This is a genomic window from Sphingomonas hylomeconis, assembly GCF_025370105.1.
Classification (GTDB): Bacteria; Pseudomonadota; Alphaproteobacteria; order Sphingomonadales; family Sphingomonadaceae; genus Sphingomonas; species Sphingomonas hylomeconis.
The window spans coordinates 186,119-208,053 of the sequence record NZ_JANQBK010000004.1; the positions used below are offsets into that span (position 1 = coordinate 186,119).

The window sequence follows — 21,935 nt, forward strand, 5'->3', positions numbered from 1 at the left end:
GGAGCCAGTCCGCAAGTGCAGTTGCCGACGGGAATGACGAGCTGAATGCGCTGGCCAAGGGCGGGCGCACCAATATCATCGGCTTTCTGATGCGCCTCGTCGCGCGCCTGCCCTTCCTGTTCATCGCCGGCCGCATCTATGGCCCGGAGCAGGTCGGGCGGTTCGCGCTGGCCGTGGTGGTCGTCGAACTGGCGGCCCTGGTCGCGACCCTGGGGTTGAAGCGCGGCCTGGCCCAGGCCTTGTCGAACGACGACCGCCCGGCGGTCTGCGTGGTGTGGGATGCGATGGCGGTGGCGCTGATCGCCTCGCTGCTCGCCAGCGCACTGCTCGTCGCGATGCCCGAGATCATGTATCCCAACACCGCGATCCGCGGCATGGATCGCTGGCTGGCGCTGATCGTGTTCGCCACCGCCTGGTCGGACATCAGCCTGGCGGCGCTCGCCTATCGCCGCAACGTCAAGGCGACGGTCACCGCGCGCGCGGTGGTCGAGCCGTGGACGATCTCGATCGCGGCCTGGGCCTTCTCTTTCTATTCGCTGCGCGACGGGCTGGTCCTGTCGTACATCGCGTCGATGGCGGCGGCGCTGATCGCGTCGCTGATCCCGTTCCTGCGCAGCTACGGCCTGCCCTATGGCTGGCGCCCGCGGCTCAGCATCCTGATCGATCTGGCGGTGCGCAACGCGCCGCTGGCCGGTGCCGACGCGATCGAATGGGCGACGCGCAATGTCGACCGCTTCATCCTCGGCGTCATGTTCGAGCCCAAGATCGTCGGCATCTATTACATGGCGCAGCAGGTCGCCTCGATCCCGCAGAAACTGAAGACCAGCTTCGATCCGATCCTCGGCCCGGTGGTCACCGCCGCGCTGGCGCGCGGCGACAAGGAAGCGGTGGCGCATCAGGTGCGGCAGGTGAGCTTCTGGATCATGGCGGCGCAGACCGGGCTGGCCCTGATGGGCTCGATTCCGGGCGAAGCGGTGATGGGCGTGGTCGGCCCGCAATTCGTCGCCGGTACCGCGGCGCTCGGCTTCCTGCTCACCGCGGAAGCAGCGGCATCGACCGGCGCGGTGTCGGAAGGCGCGCTCGTTTATATCGCGCGGATCCGCAATCTACTGATCTCGGCGGCCATGCTGTGCTTCCAGATCGGCTTGAGCTTCGGCTTGATCTTCGCCATCCGGCGCTGGGGCTGGCCGGTCAATTTCCAGGCCGCCGGGCCGGCGCTGGCCTTGCTGCTGTCGGTCGCGCTGACCTCGGTGATCAAGTCGAACTTCCTGTCGCACCTGCTCAAGGCGCGCGTCGCGGGATGGCGCTGGCCGATGCTGTGGGGCGCGCTTGCCGCGATCGTCGTCGGCTCGACCTTCACCTGGCTGCCCAAGCGGCTCGAATGGCTCGAAGTGCTGCTCGGCGTGCCGGCGATCGCCGGCACCTATCTGTTCGTGATCTTCAAATGGGCGCTGACCGCGGAAGACCGGGCCTTGTTCAAGTCGATGCCGAAAGAAGGCGCGGTCGCCCCCGCCTGATACCATCATCCTGAACGCGATTCAGGATCCATCGCGCCACGCGGACGAACCTGCCGGCACCACATCCACACCGCCCGGCGACGGCATGCTCCCCAGGCTGAGGAGCATGCCGCCCGATGGATGCTGAATCGCGTTCAGCATGACGGTCGATGGGGCGGGGTATCAGTGGCGGAAGTGCCGCATCCCGGTGAACACCATCGCCAGCCCGGCCTCGTCCGCAGCGGCGATCACATCCGCGTCGCGGATCGAGCCGCCCGGCTGGATCACCGCCGTCGCGCCCGCCTCGACCGCCGCCAGCAGGCCATCGGCGAACGGGAAGAACGCGTCGGAGGCGACTGCCGAGCCGATCGTGCGCGGCGTTTCCCAGCCGGCCTTGTCGGCGGCATCCTTAGCCTTCCACGCGGCGATACGCGCGGATTCGAGCCGGTTCATCTGCCCCGCGCCGATCCCCGCGGTGCTGCCGCCCTTGGCATAGACGATCGCGTTGGACTTGACGTGCTTGGCCACCGTCCAGGCGAAGCGGCAATCGGCCAGTTCTTCGGGCGTGGGCTGCCGCTTGGTCACCATCTTGAGGTCGGCGTCGGTCAGCATGCCATTGTCGCGCGTCTGGATCAGCCAGCCCCCGGTGATCGACTTGGCCTGCAGCCCCGGCCGCGCGGCATCGGGCAGATCGCCGGTGAGCAGCAGGCGCAGGTTCTTCTTGGCGGCGAAAATCTCCAGCGCTTCGTCATCGGCATCCGGCGCGATGACCACTTCGGTAAAGATGCCGGTGATCGCGCGCGCCGTTTCGGCATCGAGCGGGCGGTTGAGCGCGATGATCCCGCCGAACGCCGATACCGTGTCGCAGGCGAACGCGGCATTGTACGCCTCGATCAGCGTCGCGCCGCTGGCCACGCCGCACGGATTGGCATGCTTGACGATCACCACGCTGGGGCCGGCATCGCGGAACTCGGCGATCAGTTCGAGCGCGGCATCGGCATCGTTGAGATTGTTGTAGCTCAGTTCCTTGCCCTGCACCTGGGCGGCTTGGCCGATGCCCCGTGTCGTCGCGCCGGCGGTGGTGTAGAATGCCGCCTGCTGGTGCGGGTTCTCGCCGTAGCGCAGCGCTGCGCCGCGCTCGAGCACGATCGGCAGCGTGGCCGGGAATGCCTCGCCCTGATCCTCTTGCGCGAACCAGCCGGCGATCGTCGAATCGTAGCTGGCGGTTGCGGTATAGGCTTTCGCGGCGAGCTTCGTGCGATCGGCCAGCGTCGTGCTGCCGCCGGCGACCACAGCATAGTCCTCCGGATCGGTGACGATCGCCACGCTCGCATGGTTCTTCGCCGCCGAGCGGATCATCGACGGGCCACCGATGTCGATATTCTCGATGATTTCCGCGCGTTCGGCGCCCTTGGCGACCGTCGCGGCAAATGGGTAGAGGTTGACCACGACGAGATCGATCGCGCCGATGCCGTGCGCGTCCATCGCCGCGACATGCTCGGGATTGTCGCGCACCGCGAGCAGCCCGCCATGCACCACCGGATGCAGCGTCTTGACGCGGCCGTCCATCATCTCGGGAAAGCCGGTCAGGTCGCTGATGTCGCGGACGTCGAGCCCGGCGTCGCGCAGCGCCTTGGCGGTGCCGCCGGTCGAGACCAGCTCGACGCCATGGCCGGCCAGGCCGGTGGCGAGGTCAACGATGCCGGTCTTGTCGGACACCGACAGGAGCGCGCGGCGGATGGTGATATCGGTCATGGTAACTCCGGGATGGACGAAAGGCTCAATTGGCGCGCTTGAAGGCCCAGCTGATGGTGCAGCCGCCGGCGGGGGATTCGCCGCTGACGACGAGTTGCAGCGTCGGCTGCGGACGGCCATCGGCATCGATCCACAGGCTGTCCTCGACCGCCAGCGCGCCGCCGCGCACGCGAAACTGCCACAGCACGCCACCCGGCAGCCTGAGCAACGCGGCCTGGCCGTCGGCGGTCGGCGAGACCTGGATCGCGCGGCCGAGATGAAAGCGCACCGTGAAGCCGGTCTGCGCGCGCTTGCTGCGCTTGCCCGAGGGCAACAGCATGTCCTCCCCGCGCAGTTCGCGCCCCTCGCTCGCCAGCGTGAGCTGGCGGCGATGCAGGAAACCGTAGCGCCGCACATAACCGTCATGGCTGGCCTCGAGCCGGCTCGACGTATCGCTTTCCTGCCGCGCCAGCTCGACCTCGCCGACGCCGCGCCCGAGCGTGCCATCGGCATGGATCGCGGTGGAATTGCTGTCGCCGAGCGTCAGCGTCGAATGCGCCGCGGTGGTGCGCAATCCCTCGGCGAGCGTGGACGGCAACTGCGCCAGCAACGCCCGCGCGCCGCCGCAATTGACCACCAGCCGGTGCGCCCCGTCCGACAGCTCGAACGCCAGCGTCGAGGCGCAGCCGCCCTCGACCAGCCGCGCGATCGGCGGTGGCGCGGCATCGATGATCGCAACCGTATTGCCGGCGGCGAGCCGCTGATAGCCCCAGTCGCGCGCCTGGCGCAGCGGGCGCGCGCGCACGCCGGTCGCCTCGACGATCTGCGCCAGTACATCCGCTGCAACCGGGCCGCCGCCCTGCCAGCTCGACAGCGCCTTGTCCCCCAGGCACACGCCGAGCAACGCCGGCACCATTCGCGCCAGCGTTTCATGCACCGATTCCGGCGCCTCCAGCCGCCGCGCGGCATAGGTTTCGCGCAGCATCGTGAGCAGCATGATGACGTCGATCTGCGCCATCGGCGCGCGCGCGACACCGCCGCCATCGTCGAACACCGACAGCGACAGCGCACGCGCCAGTGCCGCTTCCATGCCCCCGCGCCGGGCATCGCCGCCGGCGATCAGCAGCCCGCCCGCGACCACGCCGCACATCGCGGCGATACGCGGCGCGCCGGGCGGCATCTTCTCGGCGCCGCGATCGATATGCCGTGCGCCGCGCGCCAGCGTGTTGAGCACGCGGCTGCGATAGACGAGATCGGCGGAGGACAGGATCAGCGGCGCGTGCGCGGTCCAGAACAGGATCCGCCGCCCCCACAGATCGGCGCGCCATGCCGGCTCGGTCACCGTATCGGCATGGGCGGCAAGCCAGCCGCGCATGATCTGCTCGGCGATCGGCGCGCCCTGCGCGCGCGTCGCGACGCTGGAGAGATCGCGCAGCCAGGCGAAACTGTGCAGATATTCGCTGAAGTCGCGCGAATGATCCGGCTTCGCGCCGAACAAAGCGGCGATCTCGCGTTCCTCGCCGCGCAGCATCATGGCGCCGCGCAACAGCGCCTGGCCGCGCTTGAGGTCACCGAGAAAGGGATCGTCGGGCACCGCGATCAGCTTGAGCGGATGGCGGCCCTTGAGTTTCAAACCGTGGATCGGGGTGCGCCAGGTGAGACGGTGGAAGCGCTCGGTGAGCCGCTCGGTCAGCGACAGGCCGGTATCGCCGCCGAGCCGGATCAGCCGCTTGCCTTCGTCGATACCGTCGCCGGGAGCGCCCGGCGTGCTCACCCGCCCCTCAGCGCCGCGATATTCGCGGCATAAGCGGCGGGGCCGCCGCGGAACGTGGCGGTGCCGGCAACCAGCACATCGGCGCCCGCCGCGATCGCGCGCGGTGCGGTCGCCTGGTCGATCCCGCCATCGACTTCGAGATCGATGGTCAGCCCGGCCTTGTCGATCATCTTGCGGATCGCCTCGATCTTGCGCAGCTGGCTCTCGATGAAGCCCTGCCCGCCGAAACCGGGATTGACGCTCATCACCAGCACCAGATCGAGTTCCTCGAGCAGATAATCGAGCGCCTTGGCCGGCGTCTGCGGCGTCAGCACGACGCCGGCGCGCTTGCCCAGGCCCTTGATGCGCTGGACGGTGCGGTGCGTATGCGGCCCCGCCTCGACATGCACGCTGATCGTGTCGGCGCCGGCATTGGCGAAATCTTCGAGGAACGCGTCGACCGGCGCGATCATCAGGTGCACGTCGAGCGGCTTGGCGGTGTGCGGGCGGATCGCCTTCACCACCGCGGGGCCGATCGTGATGTTGGGCACGAAATGCCCGTCCATCACGTCGACATGGATCCAGTCGGCCCCGGCAGCGTCGATCGCGCGCACTTCCTCGCCCAATTTGGCGAAATCTGCGGACAGGATCGAGGGCGCGATGCGGACGGGGGCTTGCATGCGCGATCCTGTAGCATGACGGCCCGCGCCGACAACCCGGCTTGGCAGCAACTTCATCCTCCCCCGGCCAGGGGATCGTCACTCTCCGCGTGCCACCTGCTCCTGGAGAGACCTATGCATACCTACCCGTCACCCCGGACTCGTTCCGGGGTCCGCCGGGACACGCGCTCTCAAGCCGTTGATTTTGCGGCACCGTGGCCCCCGGACTAAGTCCGGGGTGACGATGAAGGAGACGGTTCGCTCATTTATGCATGGCCCCACGAAGGCGGGGGAGGATTTTAGGGCGCTTACCCGCCGTGCCGCAGGCGGACCATGAAGAAGCCGTCGCATCCGCCGACATCCGCCAGCATGCCGGGCAGGATGCGCAAATAGCCGCTGGAGTGCGGGACAAGCCCGGCAGGCAGCTCGTCCGGCCGGATCGGATCGACCGTGAAGCGCGTATTGTTGTTGAGGAAATGATCGAGCTGCTCCTCGCCTTCGGCCGGCTCGAGCGAGCAGGTGGCGTAGACCAAAGTGCCGCCGGGCTTCACCCAGCTGGCGGCGCGGCTGAACAGGCGCGCCTGGATCGCGGCCATGTCGGCGATGACCGAGGGGCGAACGCGGTGCAGCACGTCGGGATGGCGACGGAAGATCCCGGTCGCGCTGCACGGCGCGTCGAGCAGCACCGCATCGGCGAGCTCGGCCGGCTTCCACAGCAACGCATCGGCGGTGACCACGTCGGCGGCGAGCTGCGTACGCGCGAGATTGGCGGTCAGGCGTTCAAGCCGGGTGGGCGAATTGTCGAGCGCGGTCACGCTCCAGCCGGCGGCGGCGAGCTGCATCGTCTTGCCGCCGGGCGCGGCGCAGATGTCGAGCGCGATGCCCGTCCCCGCCCCGATCAGCCGCGCGGGGATCGACGCGGCGATATCCTGCACCCACCAGGCGCCTTCCTCGAACCCCGGCATTTCCGGCACGTGGCCGCCGGGCAGGCGGACATGGCCGGGCATCAGCGAGCTGCCGCCGAGCTGCTCGGCCCAGTCCGCGGTGCGCGCGGCATCGGCGATCGTCAGATCGAGCGGTGGCGGCGTGGCGATCGCCAACTCAGCGCCCTCGATCGCATCGTCGCCCCAGGCGGCGTGCCAGCGGATCGCCACCGGATCGGGCAGGGTCGGCTGTTCGGGCAGCGTATCGCCGCGGCGCGACAGCGTGCCGAACACGCCGTGCACCAGCTTGCGCGGCCCGCCATCCACCAGCGGCAGCACGGTGGAGATCGCGGCATGCGCCGGCGTGCCGAGCGCGAGCGTCTGCACCAGCGCAATGCGTAGCGCGAAACGCGCCTTGGCATCGTCGGGCAGCGGCCGTGCGGTCGCCGAATCGATCAGCGCGTCGAGATCGGGCAGGCGGCGCAGCACTTCCGAGGCGATCGCGCGCGCCAGCGCCCGATCGTCGGCGCGGTCGATCCCCGCGGTCGCGCGATCGAGCACCGCTTCCAGCGGCAATCCCTGCCGCAGCACCGCATCGAGCAGTTTCAGCGCGGCGCGGCGCGCCGGGACGCCCGGCGTATCCTGGCTGTCGTTATGCGCCATCGCGCGTGGCCGTCTTTGCATGAATCGAGAACATCATATTGCCATTGGACAGGCCGGACCCGATGTAAAGCCGTGCCGCCGCACCAAGTTGGTTGACGGGTCTGCGGCCGAGGAGGAGATTGCCGTCATGGCCCAGCGCCCGCCCCATGTGAAACCGCCGGCCTATCTGTCGAAGAACACGCCAGTGCCGACGCCCGATCCCCAGCCCGTCGCGGCGGGCGAGACCATGCCGCGCGCCCAGCAGGATCCGCTCGGGCTCGATCCGACCCGCTATGGCGATTGGGAATTGAAGGGCATCGCGATCGATTTCTGATCCCCGGCAAGGACACCGCCGGTCGACGGCGCGCGCGCAAAAGCCGTGCGCGGCGATGTACGCCCGCCTTCGTCCAGGTTTCAGCGGCTAGGAACTAGTCCCCAGATGCGATCGAACCTGCCGGCATTGGGGCGCCGACAGGTTCGTTTACGCAAGGGGCGCCCGTCAATTGGGGGGGTCGGGGCACCCTGTACACGTCTCTCGCCTTGGGGGGACAGACACATCTAGATACGTGACGGCGGCGCAAAAGATGCGCCGACGCCGAAATTAATTTATATCAAGGCATCAGCACCGTGTCGATGACGTGAATCACGCCGTTCGACTGGTTGACGTCGGCGATGGTGATCTTCGCCATGCCGCCCTTGGCGTCCATCACGCCCCATCCCTTGCCCGACTTCATGAACGTGACCGTGCCGCCGTTGACGGTGGCATAGCTCGCCTTGCCGCCATGCTTCATCGCGTTGCTGGCGATCATCTTGGCGCTGATCTTGCCCGGAATGACATGATAGGTGAGGATGCCGGTCAGCGTCGCCTTGTTCTCCGGCTTGACCAATGTGTCGACCGTCCCCGCCGGCAGCTTGGCAAACGCCGCATTGGTCGGCGCGAGCACGGTGAACGGCCCGGGGCCCGACAGCGTCTCGACCAGGCCGGCGGCCTTGACCGCGGCGACGAGCGTCGTGTGATCGGCCGAATTGACGGCATTCTCGACGATCGTCTTGGTCGGGTACATCTGCGCGCCGCCGACCATCGGATAGCCCTTGGCAAAGGCGAGCGACGAGCCGCCGGCAACGACGGCGAGCGCGACGATTGAAGCACGAAATCTCGGGGTCATGATGCTCTCCTGCTTGATCTCCGCCGATCTGCGGAGCGGCGGAGATACGCAGGCGGGCGCAGCGAGGATGCACGCGCCAAAGCAGTTTCGATGCAGGCGCGCGCCCCCACGCGCCCCACGCTAGGCGCGGCGCTCCGGTGCCGCGTCTCAGACCTGCGAGAGCTTGCCCGTGGCGATGACCGGGCCGAGCGGCTGGCCGGTCGGCGAGCCGCCGACCGCTTCCAGCGACACGGCGAGCGTCGCGCCGGCCGCGATCTGCGCGCGGTTCGCCGCCGTGACGGTGAAGGTCGAGGCGCCGGTGGTGCGCAGCAGGCCGAGCGAATGCGGCGTGCCATCCGCGCCGATGATCCACAGTTCGGCGCTCTGGTTGGCATCGGCAAGCGTCGCGGCACTGACGCGCAACCCGGCGGTCGCCGGATCGTAGACCGCGCTGACCGGCGGCCCCTTTTCGCCCGGATCGATCGCCGCGACCAGCATCGTCGCCGGTGCCGTCGGCAGCGGCGCGCTGGCCACCGGCGCCGGTGCGGGAACGGGCTGCGGCGGCGCGGGCCGCAGCACGACGATCGCGAGCAGCACGGCGGCGATCGCGCTGGCCACCGCCGTCGCGGCCGGCCACCAGCGATTCGGGCGCAGCACGGCATCCGCCTGCGGCACCCGCGGCGCATCGAGCGACCGGTCGACACGCGCCCACACCGCAGCCGAGGGCGAGGCGTCGGGCCATGCCGCGAACCAGTCGCCGAACCGGGCGCGCCACATGTCCACGTCCTGCGCGAAACCGGGTTCGGCCAGCATACGGCGCAATGCCGTGGCGCGCTCGTCGCCATCCAGCAGGCCGAGCGCCAGTTCGGCGGCCATCATGTCGGGATCGCGGCCGGGATCGTCGGGAAGGATCGTGTCGTCGCTCATCGCTGGAGACACTCCTTCAGCTTGAGCATGCCGCGGCGCACCCAGCTCTTCATCGTGCCGAGCGGCACGTTCTGCTGCTCGGCGAGCTCGGCATAGGTCACGCCGTCGAAAAAGGCGGTGCGGATCGCCTCGCGCTGGCGCTGCTCGAGCGTTTCGAGGCACGTATGCAACTGCCGCGCGTCCTGGTCGACGATCATCGTCTCGCTGGCGAGCGGCGTGCTGTCGGCCAGCGGCGGGATGTCGTCGAGATGGCTGGTGCGCCGCGTGGCCTGCGCACGGCGCCAGTCGATCGCCCGGTTGCGCGCGATCGTGGCCAGCCAGGTGATCGGGCTGGCGCGCGACGGCTCATAGGCGCCGGCGCGCTTCCAGATGGTGAGATAGACGTCGTGCAACACATCTTCCGCGGCCTGCCTTTCGCCGCAGATACGGAAGGTGATGCCGAATAGTTTCGCCGAGGTCAGCTGGTAGAGATCACGGAACGCCGCGCGATCCTCGTCGCCGGTGCGCAGCAGCATCTCGACGAGACGCGCGCGGGCCGCGGATATGTCGGCCGTCTCGGGCGGCAGGGGTGGGCGCTGATCCGTCACTGCGCCAATGCCTAGCCGGGTTGCGCCGGGGCCGCAATTGCCGGCCGCACGCTTCTGTTACACGGCGATGGCATATCCACGGTGGCATTCGGCGGCGGCTTTGCGTAAGAGCGCGCGCATCCGCTACCGCTGCCGCGAGGAACTGGTCATCCGCATCGCCATCGCTTCCGATCACGCCGCATTCGCGCTGAAAGCCGTGCTGGCCGCGTGGCTTGCCGAAACCGGGCATGACGTGCTGGATCTCGGCCCGGTGAGCGACGCGCGCGTCGATTATCCCGATTTCGGCTACAAGCTGGCGACCGCCATCGCCGATGGCGCGGCGACACGCGGCATCGCGCTGTGCGGCTCGGGGATTGGCATCTCGATCGCGCTCAACCGCCATCCGGCAGTGCGCTGTGCGCTGGTCGGCGAGCCCTATTCGGCGATGCTGGCGCGCGAGCATAACGACGCCAACGTGCTCGCCCTGGGCGCACGGCTCACCGGCGAGGACATGGCCAAGGCGTGCATCGCCGCCTTCCTCGCCGCCGACTTTGCCGGCGGGCGCCACGCCGGCCGCATCGATAAACTCAGCCATCCGCAGTTCGAGGAGCTTCCCGCATGAGCACCAACCCGCAGACCCTGTCCGATGTGCAGCCCGACGGCTTCTTCACGCGCACGCTGGCCGATGCCGATCCCGCGGTGTTCGCCGGCGTCGCGCACGAACTGGACCGCGAACAGACGCAGATCGAACTGATCGCCAGCGAAAATATCGTCTCCAAGGCGGTGCTGCAGGCGCAAGGCAGCGTGTTCACCAACAAATATGCCGAAGGCTATCCCGGCAAGCGCTATTACCAGGGCTGCGCACCCTCCGATGAGGTCGAGACGCTGGCGATCGAGCGCGCCAAGCAATTGTTCGGTTGCGGCTTCGCCAACGTCCAGCCGCATTCGGGCGCGCAGGCCAATGGCGCAGTGATGCTGGCGTTGGTCAAGCCGGGCGAGACGATCCTCGGCATGAGCCTGGATGCCGGCGGCCATCTGACGCACGGCGCGCGCGCGGCGATGAGCGGCAAATGGTTCAACGCGGTGCAATACGGCGTCGATCCGGTGACGCATTTGATCGATTTCGATCAGGTCGAGACGCTGGCGCGCGAGCATAAGCCCAAGCTGATCATCGCCGGCGGTTCGGCCTATCCGCGGCAGATCGATTTCGCGCGCTTCCGCGCCATCGCCGACGAGGTCGGGGCGTTTTTCATGGTAGACATGGCGCATTTCGCCGGGATCGTCGCCGCCGGGCTGCACCCCTCGCCGCTGCCCCACGCGCACGTCGTGACGACCACCACGCACAAGACGCTGCGCGGTCCGCGCGGCGGCATGGTGCTGACCAATGACGAGGCGATCGCCAAGAAGATCAACTCGGCGGTGTTCCCCGGGCTGCAGGGCGGCCCGCTGATGCACGTCATCGCCGCCAAGGCAGTCGCGTTCGGCGAGGCGCTGCAGCCGGACTATAAGAGCTATATCGCCGCGGTGGTGGAGAACGCCAAGATCCTGGCGGCGACGCTCAAGGAGCGCGGCGCGGAAGTCGTCTCGGGCGGCACCGACACGCATCTCGCGCTGATCGATCTCACCCCATTGGGCGTGACCGGCAAGGATGCCGACGAGGCGCTGGAGCGCGCCGGGATCACCTGCAACAAGAACGGCATCCCCAACGATCCGCTGCCGCCGACCAAGACCAGCGGCATCCGCGTCGGCTCGCCTGCCGGCACGACGCGCGGCTTCGGCCCGGCCGAATTCCGCGAGATCGGCAACATGGTCGCCGACGTGCTCGACGGTTTGCGCCAGAAGGGCGAAGAGGGCGATACCGCGGTGGAAACCGCGGTGCGGACGCGCGTTAAGGCGCTGTGCGATCGATTCCCGATCTACCCTGAAGGTAACTGACATGGCCGATCTGAAAACCGAACTGCAATCCGATCCCAAGCTCGGCAAGAGCATGGCGAAATGGGCCGCTTTGGGTGCGGTCGTGGCGATCCCGGTGCCGTTCGTCGGCCCGATCATCGGCGCGGCGGCCGGCGCGGGCTATGCCTATTTCAAGCGCAAGAAGCAGGACTGAATGCGCTGCCCCTTCTGCGGACATGAAGACAGCCAGGTCAAGGATTCGCGGCCGACCGAGGATAGCGCCGCGATCCGCCGCCGCCGGCAATGCGAGGCTTGCGCGGCGCGCTTCACCACGTTCGAGCGCATCCAGTTGCGCGAACTGTTCGTGGTCAAGAGCGAGAACAAGAAGGAACCGTTCGACCGCGAAAAGCTCCTTCGTTCGGTCTCGATCGCGGCGCGCAAGCGCCCGGTCGAGGCGGTGCGGCTGGAGAAGCTCGTCTCGAGCATCCAGCGCCAACTGGAAACGCAGGGTGAGAACGAGATTCCCTCCAAGCGCATCGGCGAACTGGTGATGGAGGGGCTGAAGGAGATGGATTCGGTCGCCTATATCCGCTTCGCCAGCGTCTATAAGGACTTCCGCGAAGCGCGCGATTTCGAGGAATTCGCCGGCAACGTGACGGAGGCGGGCAAGGGGTGAGCGACACTCTTCCCCCGGTCATCGTCCTCGTCCGCCCGCAACTGGGCGAAAATATCGGCAAGGCGGCACGCGCGATGCTCAATTTCGGGCTGGTCGAGATGCGCCTCGTCACGCCGCGCGACGGCTGGCCCAACCCCTCGGCCGGGCCGGCGGCAAGCGGCGCCGATATCGTGCTGGAACGCGCGCAGGTGTTCGACAGCGTGGCGGCGGCGGTGGCCGATTGCCCGCATGTCTATGCGACGACGGTGCGCAAGCGCGGCGTGACCAAGCCGGTGGTGACGCCGGAGCAGGCGGCGGCGGCGATCCACCAGGCACCGGGGCGCTCGGCGATCCTGTTCGGCCCGGAACGCTCCGGCCTGGAGACCGACGATGTCGCGCTCGCGCGCGAGATCATCACCGTGCCGATCAACGCCGAATTCGGCTCGCTCAATCTCGCCCAGGCGGTGATCCTGGTGGCGTATGAATGGTCGAAGGGCACGGGCCTCGCCTCGCCGCCCGAGACCGACCTGCCCGCGCCGGCGCCACAGGAGGAGCTGGACGGGATGATCGCGCAGCTCGACGTGATGCTGCAGCAGACCGACTTCTTCTACCCGCCGGCGCGGACGCCCGTCACGCGGCGTACGCTGCGGACGCTGCTGACGAAGCCGGGCTGGTCGAGCCAGGAAGTCCGCACGCTTCGCGGCGTATTGAGCGCGCTGGGCGGTAAGCGGCCACGTAACTGAAAAGACGTTGAAATCTTGTTTGTCGATGCGCTTTGGTCGACTATCCAAGGTGTCATTATCTGGAGACCGCCATGAAGTCGTATCTTGCCCTCGCCGCAATCTTGTTCGCGCTGCCCGCCGCGGCGCAGATCACGCCGTCGTCCTCGCCCGAAAACGAGCCGGTGGAGAAGCAGCAAAAGTTGGACGACGATCACAAGATCTGTCGTGCGGATGCGCGCACGTCCACACGCTTGGTCAAGCGGACCTGCCGCACGGTCGCCGAATGGCGCGTTATCGACAAGAACACGAACGGCGCGAACAATATCGTGCGTAATCCCTAAACGCGCACCTGCTTCTCGCCAATCGGCCGGCGATCATCCTCGTCGGTCGAACGCCTTCAGCTCATAGGCGATCGACGCCTCGACCAGCGCATCCCACAGATCGGCGATGACGTCGGCCGGCAGCCCCGCCGCCTCGGCAGCAGTAATCGCGTTGGACACGACCTGCGCCTTGCGCCCTTCGTCGCGCACCGCATCGCGCGCCGGCTTGATGCGCGCGGCGGCGTCCATGTAAGCAAAGCGGCGGGCGAGCAGCGCGATCAGCTCGCGATCGACCTGGTCGACGCCGGCGCGGACCTCGATCATCGTGGTGCAATCGGGGCCGGCAAGGATCGGATCGGTCATGGCCAGCGCTCTTGCCGGGGCGGGCGTGCGCTGTCCAGCACGCGCCGCGCTTGCTTGACTCCGACGCCCCGCCCGGCTACCCGCCCGCCTTCGCAAATGGCGCCGCACCCCGGTGAAGCGGTAGCCCTGCCCCGATCTCCCGAGATTTGGATAGAGCGATACCGGGTATCGATCACACGTTCGCGTGCGGTCTTGTCAGAAGCATTTGGTCTAGGAACTATCATGTCGAAGCGTTCATCCGCAAAGTACAAGCTCGATCGCCGCATGGGCGAGAACATCTGGGGCCGCCCCAAGTCGCCGGTCAACAAGCGTGAATATGGCCCCGGCCAGCACGGCCAGCGCCGCAAGGGGAAGGTTTCGGACTTCGGCATCCAGCTGCGCGCCAAGCAGAAGCTCAAGGGCTATTATGGCGACGTGACCGAGAAGCAGTTCCGCGCCTGCTATACCGAAGCCGCGCGCATGAAGGGCGATACCGGCCAGAACCTGATCGGCCTGCTCGAGCAGCGTCTCGACATGATCGTCTATCGCGCCAAGTTCGCGCCGACCGTGTTCGCTGCGCGCCAGCTCGTCAGCCACGGCCACATTCGCGTCGACGGCGTGAAGTGCAACATTGCTTCGCGTCGCTGCTTCCCGGGCATGGAGATCACGCTCGGCAACAAGGCCAAGGAAATGGCCCTGGTGATGGAAGCGCAGAGCCTGGCCGAGCGCGAAATCCCCGATTACGTCGCCCCCGACGGCGCCGCCAAGGTGACCTTCACGCGCGTGCCGACGCTCGACGAAGTGCCCTATCCGGTGAAGATGGAGCCGAATCTGGTGGTCGAGTTCTACAGCCGCTGAGCCAAGGATTTAGCGCCAGCTAAATCCAGCACTTATCAGCGGCTCGGCCGGCGTCGCCCAGGCGACGACCGACGGCGTGGCTTCGCCACGACGCAGCCGAAGCAAACCGAAAGGGCGGTCCTCGCGAGAGGGCCGCCCTTTTCGCGTGTCACATCCCCAGCGCCTTGCGCAGGAAGGCATCTGACTTTTCGAGCATCTGCGCGCGCGCTGCGGAATCGTCGAGCTGGTGGTCGAGGCCTTTGAACTCGACATACTCGACCGTCTTGCCGGCATCACGGAGGCGGTTTGCCATCAACCGCGACTCGGCCACGCCGACATTCAGGTCCTGAGTGCCGTGAAACAGCAGTACCGGGGCCTTGATGCGCGCCGCGTTCAAGGCAGGTGATCCTTGCCGCACGTGTGGGCCATTGCCGATAAACGCATCGACCAACGCAAAATTGGAATAATCTCGCGACTCGCCACGCAGCGTTTCCAGATCGGTGACTGGCGCGATCGCGACGATCGCCTTGAACAGATTGGGATCGAGGACCGCCGTCTGCAACGCGGCATAGCCGCCATAGGACCAGCCGACGATGCCGAGCTTGGTCGGATCTGCGATGCCCTGCTTGATCAGCCAGCGACCACCATCGTTGACGTCGCCGATCGCTACCTGCCAGGATTTAAATCCGTTCTCGCGGAACCAGGCATCGCCATAGCCGGTCGAACCGCGAAAATTCGGCTGCAGCACGGCAAAGCCACGATTAGCATAGAATTGTGCGAGCCAATCGAAGCCCCACTCGTCCCGCGCACCCGGACCACCATGCGGCATGACGATCGCGGGCAGGTTTTTACCGTCGCTACCGGGAGGCAGGGTCAGATAGCCCGGTATGATCGTGCCGTCCGCGGCGGGAAAGTTGACCGCCGTCACGGTGGCGAGCGCCACGTCGGCAAGTTCGGGCCGCACCGGCAACACTTCGGCCATCTGCCGCGTCTTTTTGTCGAGCAGATAGTAGCGCCCGGGATCGACATCGCTGCCGGCAAACATCAACAGCTTACTTTCGTCGGTGCTGGCATCGACGAAGCTGATCAGCGGCTTGCCGGGCAGCGCCTTGGCCAGCGAAGCGCCAAGCTTCTTGAGCTCAGGATCGAAAAACTCCGTCTGGCGCCGATCGGTGGCATAGGACGCACCCACCACACGCCGCTGTCGGCCGATCCTGACCAGTCCATCGATATCCACGTCGGCGCGCGCGAACACCAATTCGCGCTTCATGCTGCCGTCGAGCGACACTCTAAACAGTGCGCCGCGCCCGCCTTCGCGTTCGAAACCATAAACCACGTTGAGGCCGGCATCCACGGCGTAAGGATCGAAACCGGTCGACACGCCGCCGCCCACCATCAGCTTGCCGAACGGCAGCCATTTGTCCGAATTCACCTGTCGATAGGAATAATCGATGCGCGCGCCATCATAGCCGCCATTGGTCTTGGGCCGCATTCCCCTGATCCGGATCGTGCCATGCCCGTCGCTGATATATTCCGTCGCATCGGGGCGGGGGGATTCGACGATCTTGCGCGTGTTGCGCGTGATATCGACGAGCTCGACCCCGAGCCCCTCCCGATTCGAGACAATGTTCGAGCCCGTTTCGCCCTCGGGCACGAAGGTGCGCGACATGAGCACCTTACCCGGTTCGCCGGTGGGCAATAGATCGATGATGTTGCCGCCATTCTGCAATAGCCCCTGCGACCGCGCATTGGTATCCACTGTGATCATCTTCATGCCGCTGCCATCGCTGTTGATCGCGATCTGGCGCGTCGCGGATATCTTCATACCGATGTCGGCCATGTAGAAGACGTTGCACAGCAGCCGGGCGTCGGTCACCCAGCTGCATCGACTAAGGCTTTCCGGATTGCCGCTCGACCGCGCTATCGGCTGCGACGTCGTGCCGGCGACAAGGTCCACGATGGTCAGAGCCGAGGAAGCGCCGCCTGCCGCCCCGAGCAGCGCTGCCCGGTTGCCGTCAGGCGACAGACTGATCGTTTCGATCCGTTCGCGCGCGCCGAACGCTGCCGCCGCCTCGGTCGCGGTCAACTGGCGCGGTGCGGCACCGGACGACAACGGGATCATGACTGACGTCGCCAGCAGGCGGAGCAATAGTTTCATAAATCCCCCCGGATGTTGAATTTATCTTGTTCTATCATTGGCCTGGGTTCGGCAAGTCATCCTTTTCCGCCGGCCGCGACGACCTTGCCTTGGCGCCGGGTGGCTGGCACTAGACGCGGGTCATGCCTCATTTGGGAACCAGTTATGCGGTCCTCTGCTTCGCTCCTGTTGCTCGCCGCGGTGCTACCCGCTGCGATGCTACCCAGCGTGACGCTCGCGCAAACGGGAGCCAGGCCCGCCATCTCGATCGAGACGCTGAAGACCGTCACGCAGACCCTGTCGTCCGACGCCTATGAAGGCCGCGCGCCGACCACGCCGGCGGAGGACAAGACCACCGGCTACATCGTCGAGCGGTTCAAGCAGGCGGGATTGCAGCCGGGCAATAAGGGCAGCTGGTATCAGGACGTGCCGCTGGTCGAGATCAGCGCCAACGACGTGACGCCGCTGACCTTCACCGGGGGCAAGACGCCGGTCTCCGCCGCGTATCGCCGCGACCTGGTGATCGCGACCTACCGCGTCACGCCCAAGGTGGCGATCAAGGACAGCGACGTGGTGTTCGTCGGCTACGGCGTCAACGCGCCCGAGCGCGGCTGGAACGATTATGCCGGGGTCGATGTGAAGGGCAAGACGGTGGTCATCCTGATCAACGATCCCGATTGGCAGACGGCGGGGCTGCAGGGCGATTTCGGCGGCCGGGCGATGACCTATTACGGGCGCTGGACCTACAAGTTCGAGGAAGCCGCGCGGCAGGGCGCGGCGGCGGCGATCATCGTCCACGATACCGAGCCCGCCGCCTACGGCTGGGGCGTGGTGCAATCGTCCTGGACCGGGCCGCAGCTCGAGCAGGATACGCCGGGCAATCATATGGACCAGAGCCAAGCAATCGGCTGGATCCAGAAGCCGGTGGCCCAGGCCCTGTTCGCCAGCGCGGGCAAGGATTTCGCGGCGCTCGCCAAGGCTGCCACGGTCAAGGGGTTCAAGGCGGTGCCGCTGGGCGTGAAGGCCAGCGTCGGCTTCACCAACACGATCCGGCGCCAGGCTTCGAAGAACGTCGTCGGCATCCTGCCCGGCACCAGCGCGCCGGACGAGGTGGTGCTCTATTCGGGGCATTGGGATCATCTCGGCCGCTGCGACGCGGTGAAAGGCGACGATATCTGCAACGGCGCGGTCGACAATGCCTCGGGCATCGCCGGGCTGGTGGCGATCGCCGAGGCGTCGGCCAAGGCCGGGGCGACGCGGCGCAGCCAGGTGTTCCTGGCGGTGACCGGCGAGGAATCGGGGCTGCTGGGCTCGAAATTCTATGCCGAGAACCCGGTCTATCCGCTCGCCCGGACGGTCGGCGGGGTCAACATGGACGGGCTCAACGTGGTCGGCAAGGCGAAGGATTTCGTGCTCGTCGGCGCGGGCAAATCGGAGCTCGAGGATCTGGTCAAGCCGATCGTGGCCAGCGAGGGCCGGGTGATCGGGCTCGAGCCGACGCCGGAAAAGGGCTATTACTACCGCTCCGACCATTTCAGCATGGCCAAATTGGGCGTGCCGATGCTGTACGGCGAGAGCGGCGACGATCTCGTCGTCGGCGGCACTGCCGCAGGGCGCGCGGCGGCGGAGGATTATACCGTCAACCGCTATCACAAGCCGCAGGACGAATATGACGCGACATGGAAATGGGACGGCGCGGTATCCGATCTGAATATCTATTACGCGCTCGGCCACCGCCTGGCCGCGGGCACGGCCTGGCCCAACTGGTATGCCGATGCCGAATTCCGCCAGATTCGCGACCAAAGCCGCGCCGGAGCCAAGTAAGATGACGACGAAATCGATGCAGCCGGCGGAATGGGCACGGCACGAGGCGGTGTGGATCGGCTTTCCCAGCCATGGCGAGCTGTGGCTGGAGGATCTGGAGCCGGCGCGCGCCGAGGTGACGGCGTTCGCGCGCGCGGTCCATGCCGGCGGCACGGGCGAGCGCGTAATCCTGGTCGCCGCCGATGACGAGGCGGCGGCGGCGGCCCAGGCGATGGCCGGCGATGTCGCCGAGATCGTCGTCGAGCCGTTCGGCGACATCTGGCTGCGCGATACCGCGGCGATCCTGCTCGGCGACGGCAGCGCGCGCGATTTCCGCTTCAACGGCTGGGGCGGGAAATACGATCTGCCGGGCGACGACGATATCGGGCTGCGGTTGGCCGAGCGGCGGCAGATCGTGGCGCAACGCTGCGACTGGGTGCTGGAAGGCGGCGCGATCGACGGCGACGGCACCGGGCTGGTCGTCACCACCGAGCAATGCCTGCTCAATCACAACCGCAACCCCGGTTTGTCGCGCGCCGAGATCGAGACGCGGCTGCGCGAGGATCTGGGTTTCACCCGCGTGCTGTGGCTCGGCGACGGGTTGATCAACGATCATACCGACGGCCATGTCGACAATCTCGCGCGGTTCGTCGGCGAAAACCGCCTGGCCTTGCCCGAGGCGGCGGAGAACGATCCCAACTGGCAGGTCTTCCAGCTGGCGCAGCACCGCGCCGCCGCGGCGGGGGTGGAGATCGTGACGATCCCCTCGCCCGGCCGGATCCTGCGCGACGAGGAAATCGTGCCGGCGAGTTATATGAATTTCTACATCGGCAATGCCGCGGTGGTGGTGCCGCTCTACGGCGCACCGAACGACGCGGCGGCGGTGGCGGCGGTGGCGGCGCTGTTCCCCGACCGCGAAACGGTCGGGCTGCGCGCGGATCATATCCTGACCGGCGGCGGCTCGTTCCACTGTATCAGCCAGCAGATCCCGGCCTGATCGGGCGGCCCGGTACGGCACGCGCGATCGCCGCATCCGCGCTCGAAAAGTCCGACGATCGCAATCTGGTACAGTTCCAAACGACAAGCCGAACCGCTAAGACGGCGTCATGACCGAAATCACCGTTGCCGCGCTCCAGCTCGCTTTTACCCCCGATATCGACGCGAATATCGCGCGCGTCTCCGCGCTGGTGCGCGAGGCCGCTGCGCAGGGCGCGCAGGTGATCCTGCCGCCCGAACTGTTCGAGGGCGAATATTTCTGCCGCGTCGAGGATGAGGGCCTGTTCGCGCAGGCCAGGCCAGTCGGCGAGCACCAGGCCGTGCTCGCGATGCAGGCGCTGGCGCGCGAGCTCGGCGTGACGATCCCGACCAGCTTCTTCGAGGCGGACGGGCCGCATCATTACAATTCGCTGGCGATGATCGGCCCCGACGGCAACGTGATGGGCGTGTATCGCAAAAGCCATATCCCGGATGGCCCGGGCTATGAGGAGAAATTCTATTTCCGCCCCGGCAATACCGGCTTCAAGGTGTGGCCCGGACCGGCGAAGACGACGCTCGGCGTCGGCGTGTGCTGGGATCAATGGTATCCCGAAACCGCGCGCGCGATGATGCTGATGGGCGCGGAGATCCTGTTCTATCCGACCGCGATCGGCAGCGAGCCGCATGATACCTCGCTCGATACCGCGCGGCTGTGGCGTCGCGCGATGGTCGGCCATGCCGTGTCCAACGTGGTGCCGATCGTCGCCGCCAACCGCGTCGGCGTGGAACACGGCCAGACCTTCTACGGCACCAGCTTCATCACCGACGAACGCGGCGACATCCTGGCCGAGCTCGACCGCGAGGAGGAAGGCGTGATCGTCGCGACGCTCGATCTCGATCGCGTCAAGCGGCACCGCGCCGCGTTCGGCTTCTTCCGCGATCGCCGCCCCGACCTGTACGGCCGCCTCGTCCAGGATGTGTGACGCGGCCATCCCCCGATGACCACGGCGCGCTTCGACCGCGTAACGGAGCCGCAGCGCGAATGCCTGCGGCTGGTCCTGACGCGGCACAATTCCAAGGAAATCGCGCAGACGTTGGGCGTGTCGCCGGTGACGGTCGACAAGCGGATCGGCCGCGCGGTCGGGACGCTGGGGGTCGCCACGCGCTTCGAAGCGGCGCGGCTGCTCGCCCAGCACGAGAGCGGCACATACCAGCCATTGGTATACCAACCACCGGACATTGTTCCCCCCGTGGAATCGGACAAGGTCGCCGGGTCTGAGGCGCTGCCACCGGGTAGCGACAGCGATGCGGCCGATGCCGCCTGGCTGCCGCTGCGACGGAGGGGGGACAGGTATAACACCCTGACCATTTGGCAGCGGCTGCTGTGGATCTTCACGATCCCGGCGGCACTCGCAGTGGCGGTGGGCATGCTGGGCTTCGGGCTCAGCGTGGCGGGGAAGATCCTCCAGCTCATCGGCGCGGTCGTGTCCTGAGGCAGGCGCAGCACCGGCTCATCTCGAACCGGGCACAGGAGGATCATGATGACCGATACCCAGATGATTGCCGGCCAGGTCGGGACACTGCTCCACAAGCTCGAAATGCTGATCGACGAAGCGGTGAGCTGCGGCGCGGAACTGACCGCCGCCCTGCCCCGTGCGCGCGTCGAGGCGAAGCTGCCGGCGGTGGTCGGGCAGCACTCGCTCGACACGCTGACCGAGGCGGTCCAGTCGCTGGTCGCGGCGCGGCGCCAGACCGTCGCGACGCACAAGCATCTCGATAAAGTTCGCGAATTGATGGGCCTGCCGGTCATCAGCTTTGGCGAGGAAGGCCCCAAGCCGCCCTCCAAGCTGCTCACCGGTGCGGCCCGTCCCGATCATCTGCGAGTCGTCGCAGCATGACTTTCGGCGCGGTTGCCTCGACCCCAGCCGCGCCGGAAACCGTCCGGTGTTCGTAATTCTGTTCAATGTGCTGCTCGGCGCTTCGGTGCTGTACGCATTCGTTCGGGGGGGGGCACCGGAACGGGTGGTGGCGGTGGCGTTCATCGCTGCCGCCACCGCAAGTTTCATGGCACGGCCGCTGGCTCATGTCCGCTATCAGGATACCGAAGTGGGGCTGTTGCTGATCGACGCCGCCCTGCTCGTCGTGCTGGTCGCCGTCGCCTTATGGGCGAATCGTTTCTGGCCGATCTGGATCGCCGCGTTCCAGCTGTTCGCGCTGCTCGTGCATATCGCCATGCTGTATCAGCAGGATGTGCTGCCGATCGTCTATTTCGTCGTCATCTCGCGCATCGCCTATCCGATGCTGGTGATGCTGCTGGTCGGCACGACGTTCCACTTCCAGCGGTTGCAACGGCACGGTGCCGATCCCGACTGGATTCGCCACAATATTTGATCGGGGTCGGAGGGT

The 21,935-nt window shown here is 67.1% G+C and carries 24 protein-coding genes; 15 read left to right on the top strand and 9 right to left on the bottom strand.

Annotated features, from left to right (window positions below):
* Positions 1 to 89: 89 nt before the first annotated feature.
* Entirely contained in the window at positions 90 to 1,517 is a 1,428-nt protein-coding gene (locus NV401_RS07430; RefSeq protein WP_261294058.1) for a lipopolysaccharide biosynthesis protein, read from the top strand.
* A gap of 162 nt (positions 1,518 to 1,679) precedes the next feature.
* On the opposite strand, the gene purH is transcribed toward NV401_RS07430, so the two are convergent.
* The 4 genes from purH to NV401_RS07450 form a co-directional block, all read right to left on the bottom strand.
* Complete coding sequence (purH, locus tag NV401_RS07435) at positions 1,680 to 3,251, bottom strand: bifunctional phosphoribosylaminoimidazolecarboxamide formyltransferase/IMP cyclohydrolase (protein WP_261293767.1); 1,572 nt, start codon at positions 3,249 to 3,251, stop codon at positions 1,680 to 1,682.
* A gap of 25 nt (positions 3,252 to 3,276) precedes the next feature.
* Positions 3,277 to 5,004, bottom strand: a complete 1,728-nt coding sequence (locus tag NV401_RS07440; protein ID WP_261293768.1) for a heparinase II/III family protein — start codon at positions 5,002 to 5,004, stop codon at positions 3,277 to 3,279.
* On the bottom strand, positions 5,001 to 5,663 hold the full coding sequence (gene rpe / locus NV401_RS07445; protein WP_261293769.1) for a ribulose-phosphate 3-epimerase: 663 nt from the start codon (positions 5,661 to 5,663) through the stop codon (positions 5,001 to 5,003). Before rpe ends, NV401_RS07440 begins: the two co-directional genes overlap by 4 nt.
* 287 nt (positions 5,664 to 5,950) lie before the next feature.
* Complete coding sequence (locus tag NV401_RS07450) at positions 5,951 to 7,249, bottom strand: RsmB/NOP family class I SAM-dependent RNA methyltransferase (RefSeq protein WP_261293770.1); 1,299 nt, start codon at positions 7,247 to 7,249, stop codon at positions 5,951 to 5,953.
* Between the two features lie 106 nt (positions 7,250 to 7,355).
* Here NV401_RS07450 and NV401_RS07455 point away from each other — a divergent pair, with 106 nt between their 5' ends.
* Positions 7,356 to 7,541 carry a DUF1674 domain-containing protein gene (locus NV401_RS07455; RefSeq protein ID WP_261293771.1) on the top strand — a complete coding sequence of 62 codons (186 nt, stop codon included), beginning with the start codon at positions 7,356 to 7,358 and terminating at the stop codon, positions 7,539 to 7,541.
* A 277-nt stretch (positions 7,542 to 7,818) separates the two neighbouring features.
* Here NV401_RS07455 and NV401_RS07460 read toward each other — a convergent pair whose 3' ends face one another.
* The 3 genes from NV401_RS07460 to NV401_RS07470 all read right to left on the bottom strand — a co-directional run bounded on the left by NV401_RS07460 (position 7,819) and on the right by NV401_RS07470 (position 9,794).
* Complete coding sequence (locus tag NV401_RS07460) at positions 7,819 to 8,373, bottom strand: fasciclin domain-containing protein (RefSeq protein ID WP_261293772.1); 555 nt, start codon at positions 8,371 to 8,373, stop codon at positions 7,819 to 7,821.
* A 147-nt stretch (positions 8,374 to 8,520) separates the two neighbouring features.
* Positions 8,521 to 9,279 carry an anti-sigma factor gene (locus NV401_RS07465; RefSeq protein WP_261293773.1) on the bottom strand — a complete coding sequence of 253 codons (759 nt, stop codon included), beginning with the start codon at positions 9,277 to 9,279 and terminating at the stop codon, positions 8,521 to 8,523.
* On the bottom strand, positions 9,276 to 9,794 hold the full coding sequence (locus tag NV401_RS07470; protein WP_261294059.1) for a sigma-70 family RNA polymerase sigma factor: 519 nt from the start codon (positions 9,792 to 9,794) through the stop codon (positions 9,276 to 9,278). The genes NV401_RS07465 and NV401_RS07470 overlap by 4 nt, the downstream gene beginning before the upstream one ends.
* Before the next feature lie 220 nt (positions 9,795 to 10,014).
* Here NV401_RS07470 and rpiB point away from each other — a divergent pair, with 220 nt between their 5' ends.
* From rpiB to NV401_RS07500, 6 genes are all read left to right on the top strand, one after another.
* Positions 10,015 to 10,467 (top strand): ribose 5-phosphate isomerase B, encoded by a 453-nt coding sequence (gene rpiB, locus NV401_RS07475; protein WP_261294060.1) that lies wholly within the window; start codon positions 10,015 to 10,017, stop codon positions 10,465 to 10,467.
* Positions 10,464 to 11,780, top strand: coding sequence for a serine hydroxymethyltransferase (glyA, locus tag NV401_RS07480; RefSeq protein ID WP_261293774.1), 1,317 nt, complete (start codon positions 10,464 to 10,466; stop codon positions 11,778 to 11,780). Before rpiB ends, glyA begins: the two co-directional genes overlap by 4 nt.
* A gap of 1 nt (position 11,781) precedes the next feature.
* Entirely contained in the window at positions 11,782 to 11,952 is a 171-nt protein-coding gene (locus NV401_RS07485) for a hypothetical protein (RefSeq protein ID WP_261293775.1), read from the top strand.
* A complete protein-coding gene (gene nrdR / locus NV401_RS07490; protein ID WP_261293776.1) occupies positions 11,953 to 12,414 on the top strand; it encodes a transcriptional regulator NrdR in 462 nt (153 codons plus the stop codon).
* Positions 12,411 to 13,136, top strand: a complete 726-nt coding sequence (locus tag NV401_RS07495) for an RNA methyltransferase (protein ID WP_261293777.1) — start codon at positions 12,411 to 12,413, stop codon at positions 13,134 to 13,136. Before nrdR ends, NV401_RS07495 begins: the two co-directional genes overlap by 4 nt.
* 71 nt (positions 13,137 to 13,207) lie before the next feature.
* On the top strand, positions 13,208 to 13,456 hold the full coding sequence (locus NV401_RS07500) for a hypothetical protein (RefSeq protein WP_261293778.1): 249 nt from the start codon (positions 13,208 to 13,210) through the stop codon (positions 13,454 to 13,456).
* Positions 13,457 to 13,489: 33 nt separating this feature from the next.
* Here NV401_RS07500 and NV401_RS07505 read toward each other — a convergent pair whose 3' ends face one another.
* On the bottom strand, positions 13,490 to 13,798 hold the full coding sequence (locus NV401_RS07505) for a chorismate mutase (RefSeq protein ID WP_261293779.1): 309 nt from the start codon (positions 13,796 to 13,798) through the stop codon (positions 13,490 to 13,492).
* A 222-nt stretch (positions 13,799 to 14,020) separates the two neighbouring features.
* Here NV401_RS07505 and rpsD point away from each other — a divergent pair, with 222 nt between their 5' ends.
* Complete coding sequence (rpsD, locus tag NV401_RS07510) at positions 14,021 to 14,635, top strand: 30S ribosomal protein S4 (RefSeq protein ID WP_261293780.1); 615 nt, start codon at positions 14,021 to 14,023, stop codon at positions 14,633 to 14,635.
* Positions 14,636 to 14,783: 148 nt separating this feature from the next.
* Here the strand turns inward: rpsD and NV401_RS07515 are convergent, their stop codons facing one another.
* Positions 14,784 to 16,772 (bottom strand): alpha/beta hydrolase family protein, encoded by a 1,989-nt coding sequence (locus tag NV401_RS07515; protein ID WP_315369095.1) that lies wholly within the window; start codon positions 16,770 to 16,772, stop codon positions 14,784 to 14,786.
* 144 nt (positions 16,773 to 16,916) lie between these two features.
* Between NV401_RS07515 and NV401_RS07520 the strand changes: the two genes are divergently transcribed.
* From NV401_RS07520 to NV401_RS07545, 6 genes are all read left to right on the top strand, one after another.
* A complete protein-coding gene (locus tag NV401_RS07520; RefSeq protein ID WP_261293781.1) occupies positions 16,917 to 18,575 on the top strand; it encodes a M28 family peptidase in 1,659 nt (552 codons plus the stop codon).
* Between the two features lies 1 nt (position 18,576).
* A complete protein-coding gene (locus NV401_RS07525) occupies positions 18,577 to 19,551 on the top strand; it encodes an agmatine deiminase family protein (protein WP_261293782.1) in 975 nt (324 codons plus the stop codon).
* 109 nt (positions 19,552 to 19,660) lie between these two features.
* On the top strand, positions 19,661 to 20,512 hold the full coding sequence (aguB, locus tag NV401_RS07530) for an N-carbamoylputrescine amidase (RefSeq protein ID WP_261293783.1): 852 nt from the start codon (positions 19,661 to 19,663) through the stop codon (positions 20,510 to 20,512).
* A gap of 15 nt (positions 20,513 to 20,527) precedes the next feature.
* A complete protein-coding gene (locus NV401_RS07535) occupies positions 20,528 to 21,022 on the top strand; it encodes a helix-turn-helix domain-containing protein (protein ID WP_261293784.1) in 495 nt (164 codons plus the stop codon).
* A gap of 48 nt (positions 21,023 to 21,070) precedes the next feature.
* Positions 21,071 to 21,427: a hypothetical protein gene (locus tag NV401_RS07540; protein WP_261293785.1), complete on the top strand. Its 357-nt coding sequence runs from the start codon at positions 21,071 to 21,073 to the stop codon at positions 21,425 to 21,427.
* Between the two features lie 46 nt (positions 21,428 to 21,473).
* Positions 21,474 to 21,920 (top strand): hypothetical protein, encoded by a 447-nt coding sequence (locus NV401_RS07545; RefSeq protein ID WP_261293786.1) that lies wholly within the window; start codon positions 21,474 to 21,476, stop codon positions 21,918 to 21,920.
* Positions 21,921 to 21,935 lie beyond the last annotated feature (15 nt).

Bases quoted from the DNA above. Each gene is read 5' to 3' on its own strand.
- NV401_RS07505 (WP_261293779.1), bottom strand. From the start codon at position 13,798: ATGACCGATCCGATCCTTGCCGGCCCCGATTGCACCACGATGATCGAG.
- NV401_RS07430 (WP_261294058.1), top strand. From the start codon at position 90: ATGCGCCTCGTCGCGCGCCTGCCCTTCCTGTTCATCGCCGGCCGCATC.
- rpe (WP_261293769.1), bottom strand. From the start codon at position 5,663: ATGCAAGCCCCCGTCCGCATCGCGCCCTCGATCCTGTCCGCAGATTTC.
- NV401_RS07520 (WP_261293781.1), top strand. From the start codon at position 16,917: ATGCGGTCCTCTGCTTCGCTCCTGTTGCTCGCCGCGGTGCTACCCGCT.
- NV401_RS07455 (WP_261293771.1), top strand. From the start codon at position 7,356: ATGGCCCAGCGCCCGCCCCATGTGAAACCGCCGGCCTATCTGTCGAAG.
- NV401_RS07470 (WP_261294059.1), bottom strand. From the start codon at position 9,794: ATGCTGCTGCGCACCGGCGACGAGGATCGCGCGGCGTTCCGTGATCTC.
- NV401_RS07485 (WP_261293775.1), top strand. From the start codon at position 11,782: ATGGCCGATCTGAAAACCGAACTGCAATCCGATCCCAAGCTCGGCAAG.
- NV401_RS07450 (WP_261293770.1), bottom strand. From the start codon at position 7,249: ATGCAAAGACGGCCACGCGCGATGGCGCATAACGACAGCCAGGATACG.
- glyA (WP_261293774.1), top strand. From the start codon at position 10,464: ATGAGCACCAACCCGCAGACCCTGTCCGATGTGCAGCCCGACGGCTTC.
- NV401_RS07535 (WP_261293784.1), top strand. From the start codon at position 20,528: ATGACCACGGCGCGCTTCGACCGCGTAACGGAGCCGCAGCGCGAATGC.
- NV401_RS07525 (WP_261293782.1), top strand. From the start codon at position 18,577: ATGACGACGAAATCGATGCAGCCGGCGGAATGGGCACGGCACGAGGCG.
- aguB (WP_261293783.1), top strand. From the start codon at position 19,661: ATGACCGAAATCACCGTTGCCGCGCTCCAGCTCGCTTTTACCCCCGAT.
- purH (WP_261293767.1), bottom strand. From the start codon at position 3,251: ATGACCGATATCACCATCCGCCGCGCGCTCCTGTCGGTGTCCGACAAG.
- NV401_RS07465 (WP_261293773.1), bottom strand. From the start codon at position 9,279: ATGAGCGACGACACGATCCTTCCCGACGATCCCGGCCGCGATCCCGAC.
- rpsD (WP_261293780.1), top strand. From the start codon at position 14,021: ATGTCGAAGCGTTCATCCGCAAAGTACAAGCTCGATCGCCGCATGGGC.
- nrdR (WP_261293776.1), top strand. From the start codon at position 11,953: ATGCGCTGCCCCTTCTGCGGACATGAAGACAGCCAGGTCAAGGATTCG.
- NV401_RS07540 (WP_261293785.1), top strand. From the start codon at position 21,071: ATGACCGATACCCAGATGATTGCCGGCCAGGTCGGGACACTGCTCCAC.
- NV401_RS07500 (WP_261293778.1), top strand. From the start codon at position 13,208: ATGAAGTCGTATCTTGCCCTCGCCGCAATCTTGTTCGCGCTGCCCGCC.
- NV401_RS07515 (WP_315369095.1), bottom strand. From the start codon at position 16,772: ATGAAACTATTGCTCCGCCTGCTGGCGACGTCAGTCATGATCCCGTTG.
- NV401_RS07460 (WP_261293772.1), bottom strand. From the start codon at position 8,373: ATGACCCCGAGATTTCGTGCTTCAATCGTCGCGCTCGCCGTCGTTGCC.